General features: G+C 65.6%; 7 protein-coding genes. 2 read left to right on the top strand and 5 right to left on the bottom strand.

What is annotated here, in order from left to right; translation table 11 throughout:
• Positions 1-513, bottom strand: a 513-nt coding sequence (gene rsxB, locus G3N97_RS33430; RefSeq protein ID WP_205997169.1) for an electron transport complex subunit RsxB, incomplete at its 3' end; no start/stop codon positions are given.
• 447 nt (positions 514-960) lie between these two features.
• On the opposite strand from rsxB, the gene G3N97_RS33425 reads away from it, so the two are divergent.
• The gene (locus tag G3N97_RS33425) at positions 961-1,593 is read left to right on the top strand and encodes a TetR family transcriptional regulator (protein ID WP_205997168.1); all 633 of its coding nucleotides are present in this window, start codon (positions 961-963) and stop codon (positions 1,591-1,593) included.
• Between the two features lie 90 nt (positions 1,594-1,683).
• On the opposite strand, the gene phaZ is transcribed toward G3N97_RS33425, so the two are convergent.
• The 3 genes from phaZ to G3N97_RS33410 all read right to left on the bottom strand — a co-directional run bounded on the left by phaZ (position 1,684) and on the right by G3N97_RS33410 (position 5,490).
• Positions 1,684-2,961 (bottom strand): polyhydroxyalkanoate depolymerase, encoded by a 1,278-nt coding sequence (gene phaZ / locus G3N97_RS33420; RefSeq protein WP_074984766.1) that lies wholly within the window; start codon positions 2,959-2,961, stop codon positions 1,684-1,686.
• 328 nt (positions 2,962-3,289) lie between these two features.
• On the bottom strand, positions 3,290-5,167 hold the full coding sequence (locus G3N97_RS33415) for a glycoside hydrolase family 15 protein (RefSeq protein WP_205997167.1): 1,878 nt from the start codon (positions 5,165-5,167) through the stop codon (positions 3,290-3,292).
• 173 nt (positions 5,168-5,340) lie between these two features.
• Positions 5,341-5,490 (bottom strand): DUF3096 domain-containing protein, encoded by a 150-nt coding sequence (locus G3N97_RS33410; RefSeq protein ID WP_205997166.1) that lies wholly within the window; start codon positions 5,488-5,490, stop codon positions 5,341-5,343.
• Positions 5,491-5,791: 301 nt separating this feature from the next.
• On the opposite strand from G3N97_RS33410, the gene G3N97_RS33405 reads away from it, so the two are divergent.
• Positions 5,792-7,042: a lactonase family protein gene (locus G3N97_RS33405; RefSeq protein WP_241030993.1), complete on the top strand. Its 1,251-nt coding sequence runs from the start codon at positions 5,792-5,794 to the stop codon at positions 7,040-7,042.
• Between the two features lie 120 nt (positions 7,043-7,162).
• On the opposite strand, the gene G3N97_RS33400 is transcribed toward G3N97_RS33405, so the two are convergent.
• The coding region (locus G3N97_RS33400) for a DNA translocase FtsK (protein WP_277397824.1) at positions 7,163-8,787 on the bottom strand (1,625 nt) is incomplete at its 5' end.

The following is an 8,787-nucleotide window of genomic DNA, read 5'->3' as shown; positions in this document are numbered from 1 at the left end:
GTTGCGCTCGGCCGCGAGGCGCGCCTGGCGGCGGTCGTGGCGCAGGCGCGCGTCATCGGCCTGCTGCTGCGTCCAGGCGTCCCAGCCGGTGGCGTCGCCCGTCACCGGAATCATCGCGATGCAATCGACCGGGCAGGGCGCCACGCACAGGTCGCAACCCGTGCAGAGATCCTTGACGATGGTGTGCATCTGCTTGGGCGCGCCGACGATCGCATCGACGGGACATGCCTGCATGCACAGCGTGCAGCCGATGCAGACCTGTTCGTCGATGAACGCGACGGGGCGCGCACGTTCGACGCCGTTGACCGGATTGATCGGAATAACCGGCTTGCCCAGCAGGTTGGCGAGGCGTTCGACGCCCTCGGCGCCGCCGGGCGGGCACTGGTTGTAGTTGGCGGTGCCGGCCGCGACAGCGTCGGCGTAGGGCCGGCAGCCGTCATAGCCGCACTTGGTGCATTGCGTCTGGGGCAGCAGATCTTCGATGCGATCTGCAAGTGTTTTAGGTTCGTTCACGGTCGCGACTTCTGGGCGGGCCCGGGGGGAATGGGGAGCGGGCCGGGCGGCGGCACGCTGGCAACTCAAGCGAGACGGCAGGGCCGCCTGGCGAGGCTCGCGCGCGCGGCGCCAAAGCCCGCATTATCGCCGATTTCCCGCATTGCCATCGGCAGGGCATGTGCCATAATCAAAGCGCTTAATTCGAATCGCGAACGGCCGCGCAGGCATTGCGCCAGTCCAGCTTGGCGGGCGTGCGGGATTCGGGTCGGGCACAGAGGAGTGCTTCACGACGCATCGTCAGGCGAGGGGGCCGGCGACGGCGCGCGTCGACGTGCAAGACCGAAAAAGAAGGGTGTCAGTCCATTAACCTGGCGCGCCCCGCAGTTACGCTGCCGCTACATGGGTTTGGAGAGGCCCGGCGGCGCGAAGCGGGAGCCCGCGCGCCTATCGAGCGATCCTGCCACCATGAATCAGCCGAAAATCAAAAGAGATCCTGAAGGCACGCGCCGCCGCATTCTGCTAGCCGCGGCGGAAGAATTCGCGAGCGGCGGCCTGTTTGGCGCCCGCGTCGACCAGATTGCGCGACGCGCGGAAACCAACGAGCGCATGCTCTACTACTACTTCGGAAGCAAGGAGCAGTTGTTCACTGCGGTGCTCGAACACGCGTTCGGCGCGCTGAACGAGGCCGAGCGCGCGCTCGACCTGGCCGGGCTCGCACCGGTCGAGGCCATCACGCGGCTCGCGCATTTCGTCTGGGATTACTACCGCGATCATCCCGAACTCCTGCGGCTCGTGAACAACGAGAACCTGCACGAGGCGCGCTACATGCAGAAGTCCACGCGCATTCACGAGATGGTGTCGCCGATCGTCGCCACGCTCGGTTCGATCCTCGCGCGCGGCGAGGCCGCGGGCCTGTTCCGTTCCGACATCGATCCGCTGCGTCTGTACGTGACGCTCTCGGGCATGGGCTACTACATCGTCTCGAACCGCTACACCATCAACGCCACGATGGGCCGTGACTTCAGCGCGCCTGCCGAACGCGCCGAGATCATCAAGCTCAACACCGAAATGCTGCTCGCGTTCCTGCTGCGCAAGTAGCCCGTTACGCGTCGCCATGAAAAAACGCCGCGCCGGTTGAAGAACCGGCGCGGCGTTTTCGTATGCGCTGATACGTGTGCAGCGTCGAACTCAGACGACTGCGCTTTCCTTGCTCGACTGCTTCGTCTGCTGATACTGGCGGAAGAATTCGCGCAGTTGCGGATAGATGATGGTGCGCCAGCGGCGGCCCGAGAAAATGCCGTAGTGGCCGCACTTTTCCGCGGTCAGGCGATGACGGTTCGCTTCGGGAATGCTCGTGCACAGATCATGCGCGGCATGCGTCTGGCCCGAGCCCGAAATGTCGTCGAGTTCGCCTTCGATCGTGAAGAGCGCCGTTTCGCGAATGTCCTGCGGCCGCACGCGCTCGCCCGCGACGTCCCACGTGCCTTCGGCCAGGCGGAAGTCCTGGAACACGGTCTGGATGGTCTCGAGGTAATACTCGGCGGCCATGTCGAGCACCGCGTTGTATTCGTCGTAGAAACGGCGATGTGCTTCGGCGTCCTCTTCGTCGCCGCGCAGCAGGCTCTTGTAGAAGTCCCAGTGCGCGGTGGTGTGACGGCCCGGGTTCATCGCCACGAAGCCCGCATGCTGCAGGAAGCCCGGATAGACCTCGCGGCCCTCGCCCGGATAGTTGGCCGGCACCGTGTGGATGACGTTGTTCGCAAACCACTCCAGCGAGTGCTCGGTGGCGAGCGAGTTGACCGCCGTCGGGCTGCGGCGCGCGTCGATCGGACCGCCCATCATCGTCATGGTGAGCGGCGTGGCTTCGCCGCGCGACGCCATCAGCGAAATGGCCGCGAGCACGGGCACCGTCGGCTGGCACACCGACATCACGTGCAGATTCTTCGCACCGATATGACGGATGAATTCCTGGATGTACGCGATGTAGTCGTCGAGATGGAACGGACCGGCGTCGAGCGGCACCATGCGCGCGTCGATCCAGTCGGTGATGTAGACCTTGTGGTCCTGCAGCAGCGTACGCACCGTGTCGCGCAGCAGCGTGGCGTGGTGGCCCGAGAGCGGGGCGCAGACCAGCACCGAGGGCTCGTCCTTGAGCGCGGCGACGGCGCCGGAGTCGTCGGCGTAGCGCTTGAAACGCAGCAGGCGGCAGAACGGCTTTTCGACGATGGTCTGCTCGACGATCGGAATGTGAAAACCGTCTTTCTCGATCTGGCGGATGTCGAATTCGGGCTTTTCGTAGTCCTTGCCGAGTCGATACAGCAGTTCGTAGCCGGCCGCGAGACGCGTGGCGCCCGGGATCAGCGAGAACGGGCTCGACGGGTTCGAAAACGACTTGGACGCCGCCTGGGCCCACGCGGTAAGCGGGCTCAGCAAGGCGCGCTGGTATTCACGAATTTGGTAGAGCATGGATGCTCCAGCATCAGGGGTGGTTCGCCCCCGCGCCGCGCCGCTGCGCGGGTGGGCGGCGGCGGGCTGGGAGAGTGGGTCGGTCAGGCTGTTTATCGGCCTGGGATGGCGCCGCTTGAGGCGCATGCGTGGCTTTCGCGCCGATCGCGCGCGCATGCTGCCCGGAATGCCCGCGCGGCGTGCCCTGCAGGGTCAGAACAGCGTGTCCGACGGCCTGCTCGAATACGCGGTCGATCATATCGGACCCCAGAATGTTGTGCAATGCAGCATCCCAGTGTAACCCACCTCGCGCAAAGCGATCGGCGCTTTAGGCCACGCTTTCGAACAATTACGAGGCCGCTGTCGCCGATTTGTCCGCAAGGTCCGCTTCCAGGGCCGATTGCGGCGTGGCCGGGTGGCCCGTCTCGCTGGCCATTTCCTGCTCGTGCCGCATCAGATTCAGCCCGGTGTGCACAAGCGCCACATGCGAGAAAGCCTGTGGGAAATTTCCCACAAGTCGGCCGGCGATCGGATCGAATTCCTCGGCGAGCAGGCCAACGTCGTTGGCGAGCGCGAGCAGCCTTTCGTACATCTTGCGCGCGTCGTCCATGCGGCCCTGGAGCGCAAGGTTGTCGACCATCCAGAAGCTACACGCGAGGAAGGTGCCTTCGCCGGGCGGCAGGCCGTCGTTGAAGTCGGTGGTGCGGTAGCGCATCACGAAGCCTTCGCACATCAGGTCGCGCTCGATGGCCTTCACCGTGCCCGCGATGCGCGGATCCTTCGCGGGCAGGAAGCCGACCAGCGGCATCAGCAGCAGGCTCGCATCGAGATCGGTGCCGCCGTAGATCTGCGTGAAGGAGTTCAACTCCGTGTTGAAACTGCGCTCGCAGATGGTCGCGTGGATGGTGTCGCGCAGCTCGCGCCAGTGATCGACCGGGCCGGGCAGGTCGAACTGCTCCGCCGAGCGCACGCAGCGGTCGAACGCGACCCACGCCATGACCTTCGAGAACGTGAAGTGCTGGCGCCCGCCGCGCGTTTCCCAGATGCCTTCGTCGGGCTCGGTCCAGATCGTTTCCAGATGTTCGAGCATCGCGCACTGGATCGACCACGCGGTTTCGTCGGCTTGCAGTCCGCCCACGCGCGCGAGATGCAGTGCGTTCATGACTTCGCCGTAGACGTCGAGCTGCAATTGACCGACCGCGTTATTGCCGACGCGAACGGGCTTCGCGCCTTCGTAGCCGGGCAGCCAGTCGAGTTCGAACTCGGGCAGGCGGCGCTCGCCCGCGATGCCGTACATGATCTGCAACTGCGAGGGCGAACCCGCCATCACGCGACCGAGCCACGCGCGCCAGGCGCGCGCTTCGTCGTAGTAGCCGCCGCGCATCATGGCGAGCAGCGTGATGGTGGCGTCGCGCAGCCAGCAGTAGCGGTAGTCCCAGTTGCGCGTGCCGCCGAGCTGTTCGGGCAGCGAGGTCGTGGGCGCGGCGACGATGCCGCCCGTCGGCTCGTAGGCCAGCGCCTTGAGCGTGATGAGCGAGCGGCGGATCGGCTCGGCCCAGCGGCCTTCGACGGTGCCGCGCGCGGCCCATTCGGCCCAGTAGTTCTCGGTGCGCGCGAGCGCCGTGAACGGATCGCGCGGCGGCGGCAGACGCAGATGCGAGGCCGCGTAGGCCATCGAAAACGGCACGCGCTCGCCTTCCTTGACCTCGAACTCGGCGACCGTGTGCATGTTTTCGCCCTGCAGATCGACGGGCGTGCGCAGCACGACGGTGTCCGGGCCGACGGTGGCCTTGATGCCGCTCTCGTACGCGAGGCGACTCACCCACGGCACCGAAAAACCGTAGTCGAAGCGCATCACGAGTTCGCACTGCATGCGCACCGTGCCGCGGCGTCCCACGACGATGCGCACGAGTTCGCTCCAGCCGTTGCCGGGCGGCATGAAGTCGATCAGCGTAACGGCGCCGTCGGGCGTTTCGAAATCGGTTTCGAGGATCAGCGTGTCGCCGCGATAACGGCGCGTGATCTTGATGTCGGCGCGCGAGCCGTCGGCGGCGGGCGCGGGGGCGATCAGCCAGCGGCCGTTGGCTTCGGTGCCGAGCAGCGCCGCGAAGCACGCGCCGGAGTCGAAGCGCGGCCAGCAGAGCCAGTCGATGGAACCCTCTCGGGAGACGAGCGCGGCCGTGTGGCCGTCGCCGATCAAGGCATAGTCTTCGATAAGTGCAGGCATGGTAAGCAGATTGACAGCGTTACGCGAAAAAACGGTCAAAACAGTCGATGAGGCGCATGCACGCACAAGAGTAGTGGGTGCAGGGCCGCTCGCGCAACGCGTTTCGACGTGCACGGCGCGCAAGAAGCTGATGCGGGAACTTTCGGATAAGGCGATTTCGTGTCGGCCGGGCGTCAGAAATGCCCGTTCGTGCCGAACAATCCCACGATCCCGATGATGATGAGGTAGAGCGCAACGATGTAGTTGAGCAGGCGCGGCACGACGAGAATCAGAATGCCGGCGATGAGCGCGACGAGCGGGCCGATGGCGACATGGATGTTCATATTCACTCCTTTTGAGCGGGGCGCGGGGGACTCGAATCGGACGCGTATGCAGCGCGATCCGGGTGATACCGATGTCGAGGCTCGCGCGTCCGGCGTCCCAATGAGCGTCTGGCCATCAGGCGCGCGCATCCTCACTTATACTGGTCTAACCCTCATAACAATCGTGCTCGCGCCACGCTTCATGGGTTTCGCCCGCCACGCGCCGCGCGCTGCCGATCAGCTCCATCCAGGTTCGACAAGAAGAAAGGAGGTCGACATGTTTCAAGGCCACGCAGCCGCAATCGGCGTGCCCGTCTCGCGCATGAACGCACGTTCGCACGCAAATTCGCGCACCGCGCCGCGCGGGCTCATTCGTCAGATCATCAAAGGGATTGCCATCATGGCCAGCGTTGCCGCCGCGACGACCGCGTTCGCGCAAGGCAGCACGGCCGCGGCGCCCGCCGAGGTCGCCGCGAATGGCGTCTACAACCTGATCGTCGGCACCTACACGGGTGGCAAGAGCGAAGGCCTCTACGTCTATCGTTTCGATTCGAAGACCGGCGACGCGCAGCAGGTGAGCGTCGCGAAGACGGTGAACCCGTCTTATCTCGTGGTCAGCAAGGACAAGCGTCACGTCTACGCCGTCAACGAACTGCCCGGCGACAACGGCCCGGCCAGCGTGCGCGGCGACGTCAGCGCGTTCGGCTTCGACGCCGCGAGCGGTCAGCTCACGTTCCTCGACAAGGTGTCGGCGCAGGGCAACGACCCGTGCTATCTGAGCCTGTCGCCGGACGGCAAGTATCTGTTCGTCGCCAACTACTCGGTGGCCGCCGATCCGGGCGGCAGCTTCGCGGTGCTGCCGATCGAGCAGGACGGCAAGCTCGGCCAGTCGGTGCTGACCGTGCATCACGAAGGCGGCGGTCCGGTGAAGGGCCGCCAGGACAACGCGCACGTGCACTCGACGGTGTTTTCGCCGGACGGCCGTTATCTCTTCACGCAGGATCTCGGCACCGACAAGCTCTGGACCTACCGCTACACGCCGGACGGCTCGCGCGGTCTCGTGAGCCCGGCCGAATGGCGCTACACCGACGTGAAGGCCGGCACCGGCCCGCGTCACCTGGTGTTCGGCAACGACGGCCGCCACGCGTATCTGACGAGCGAACTCGCGGGCACCGTGAGCGTGTTCAACTACGACGACGGCCATCTGAAGCTGGAGCAGGTCGAGAAACTCGCCGAGCCGGACTTCAAGGGCGCGGTGGGCGCAGCGGCGCTGCATCTGTCGCCTGACGGCAAGTTCCTTTACGTGTCGAATCGCGGCGACGCCAACGACATCTCGATCTTCGCCGTCGATCAGACGAGCGGCAAGCTCAAGCGCGTCGGCCGCCAGGCGAGCCTCGGCAAGTCGCCGCGCGAGTTCGCGATCGATCCGACCGGCCAGTGGCTGATCGTCGGCAACCAGAACAGCGACACGGCCTACGTGTTCCGTCGTGATCAGGAAACGGGTCTGCTTGAAGCGAATCCGAAGAAGATCGAGATCGGTTCGCCGGTCGACTTCAAGTTCGTCGCGCAGTAAGCGCGTTTAGCGCACCGAACGCACGCGCAAACAAAAACGCCGCGCCGGATTCGTCCGGCGCGGCGTTTTTCGTTGATGCCCGCGTTGCGTGTTGCGCGAGCGGGCGAGCGGTGCTGTGGCTTACTCGGCCTGACCCGGCACGAGCACTTCGCGGCTGCCGTTGATGCCCATCGGCGAGACCAGACCCGCAGCTTCCATCTGCTCGACGAGGCGCGCGGCGCGGTTGTAGCCGATGCGCAACTGCCGCTGCACCGACGAGATCGACGCGCGCCGCGTGCGCACGACGAACGAGACCGCTTCGTCGTATAACGGATCGGCTTCCGCCTCGGGCGACTCGCCGAACAGGTCCTGCGGTGCGCCTTCGCTGGTCGGACCGTCGAGAATGCCCTCGACGTACTCAGGCTCGCCAAACTGCTTCAGATACTCGACCACCGCATGCACTTCCTCGTCGGCGACGAACGCGCCGTGCACGCGCTGCGGATAGCCGGTGCCCGGCGGCAGGAACAGCATGTCGCCCTGACCGAGCAGCGACTCGGCGCCCATCTGGTCGAGAATCGTGCGCGAGTCGATCTTCGACGACACCTGGAACGCCACGCGCGTCGGAATGTTCGCCTTGATCAGACCCGTGATGACGTCCACCGAAGGCCGCTGCGTCGCGAGAATCAGGTGGATGCCCGCCGCGCGCGCCTTCTGCGCGAGACGCGCGATCAGCTCTTCGATCTTCTTGCCCGCGACCATCATGAGGTCGGCGAGTTCGTCGATCACCACGACGATCATCGGCAGCGGCGAGAGCGGCTCGGGCGCTTCCGGCGTGAGCGAGAACGGATTGCCGATCTTCTTCTCGTTCGCCTCGGCGTCGCGGATCTTCTGGTTGAAGCCCGCGAGATTGCGCACGCCCACGGCCGACATCAGCCGGTAGCGCTTCTCCATCTCGCCGACGCACCAGTTCAGCGCGTTGGCCGCGAGCTTCATGTCGGTCACGACCGGCGCGAGCAGATGCGGAATGCCTTCGTAGACGGAAAGCTCCAGCATCTTCGGGTCGATCATGATGAGCCGCACGTCCTCGGGCGTTGCCTTGTAGAGCAGCGAGAGGATCATCGCGTTGATTGCGACCGACTTGCCCGAACCCGTCGTGCCCGCGACGAGCATGTGCGGCGCCTTGGCGAGATCGGTGACGACCGGCAGGCCGACGATGTCCTTGCCCATCGCGATCGTGAGCTTCGATTGCGAGCGCTGATAAGGCGTCGATTCGAGGATCTCCGAGAGGCGGATCATCTGGCGTTTTGCATTGGGCAGTTCGAGGCCCATGCAGGTCTTGCCGGGAATCGTCTCGACCACGCGGATCGACGTGAGGCCGAGGCCGCGCGACAGATCCTTCATCAGCCCGACGATCTGGCTGCCGCGCACGCCGAGCGCGGGCTCGACTTCGAAGCGCGTGATGACCGGGCCCGCCGAGGCGCCGACCACCGTCACCGGCACCTTGAATTCCTGCAGGCGCTGCTCGATGAGCTGGCTGGTTTCGGCGAGCTTTTCCTCGGAGACGTATTCGATTTCGGTCGACGAGCGTTCGAGCAGTTCGAAGCCGGGCAACTCGACCGACGAGGCGGACAGCGGCTGGAACTCGAACGCCGTCGGCGCATGACCGCGCACGGGCTGGCGCGCGGCGGGTTCGGCGGCGGGCGGTACGGCTACAGGCGCCGCTGCTGCCGGTGCTTGCGCGGGTTCCGGCGACGGCGCCGCTGCCA

The organism is Paraburkholderia sp. Ac-20347 (assembly GCF_017104805.1).
GTDB classification, from domain to species: Bacteria; Pseudomonadota; Gammaproteobacteria; order Burkholderiales; family Burkholderiaceae; genus Paraburkholderia; species Paraburkholderia tropica.
This window is presented reverse-complemented; position numbering and strand designations above follow the sequence as displayed.

Bases quoted from the DNA above. Each gene is read 5' to 3' on its own strand.
- phaZ (WP_074984766.1), bottom strand. From the start codon at position 2,961: ATGCTCTACCAAATTCGTGAATACCAGCGCGCCTTGCTGAGCCCGCTT.
- G3N97_RS33410 (WP_205997166.1), bottom strand. From the start codon at position 5,490: ATGAACATCCATGTCGCCATCGGCCCGCTCGTCGCGCTCATCGCCGGC.
- G3N97_RS33425 (WP_205997168.1), top strand. From the start codon at position 961: ATGAATCAGCCGAAAATCAAAAGAGATCCTGAAGGCACGCGCCGCCGC.
- G3N97_RS33405 (WP_241030993.1), top strand. From the start codon at position 5,792: ATGAACGCACGTTCGCACGCAAATTCGCGCACCGCGCCGCGCGGGCTC.
- G3N97_RS33415 (WP_205997167.1), bottom strand. From the start codon at position 5,167: ATGCCTGCACTTATCGAAGACTATGCCTTGATCGGCGACGGCCACACG.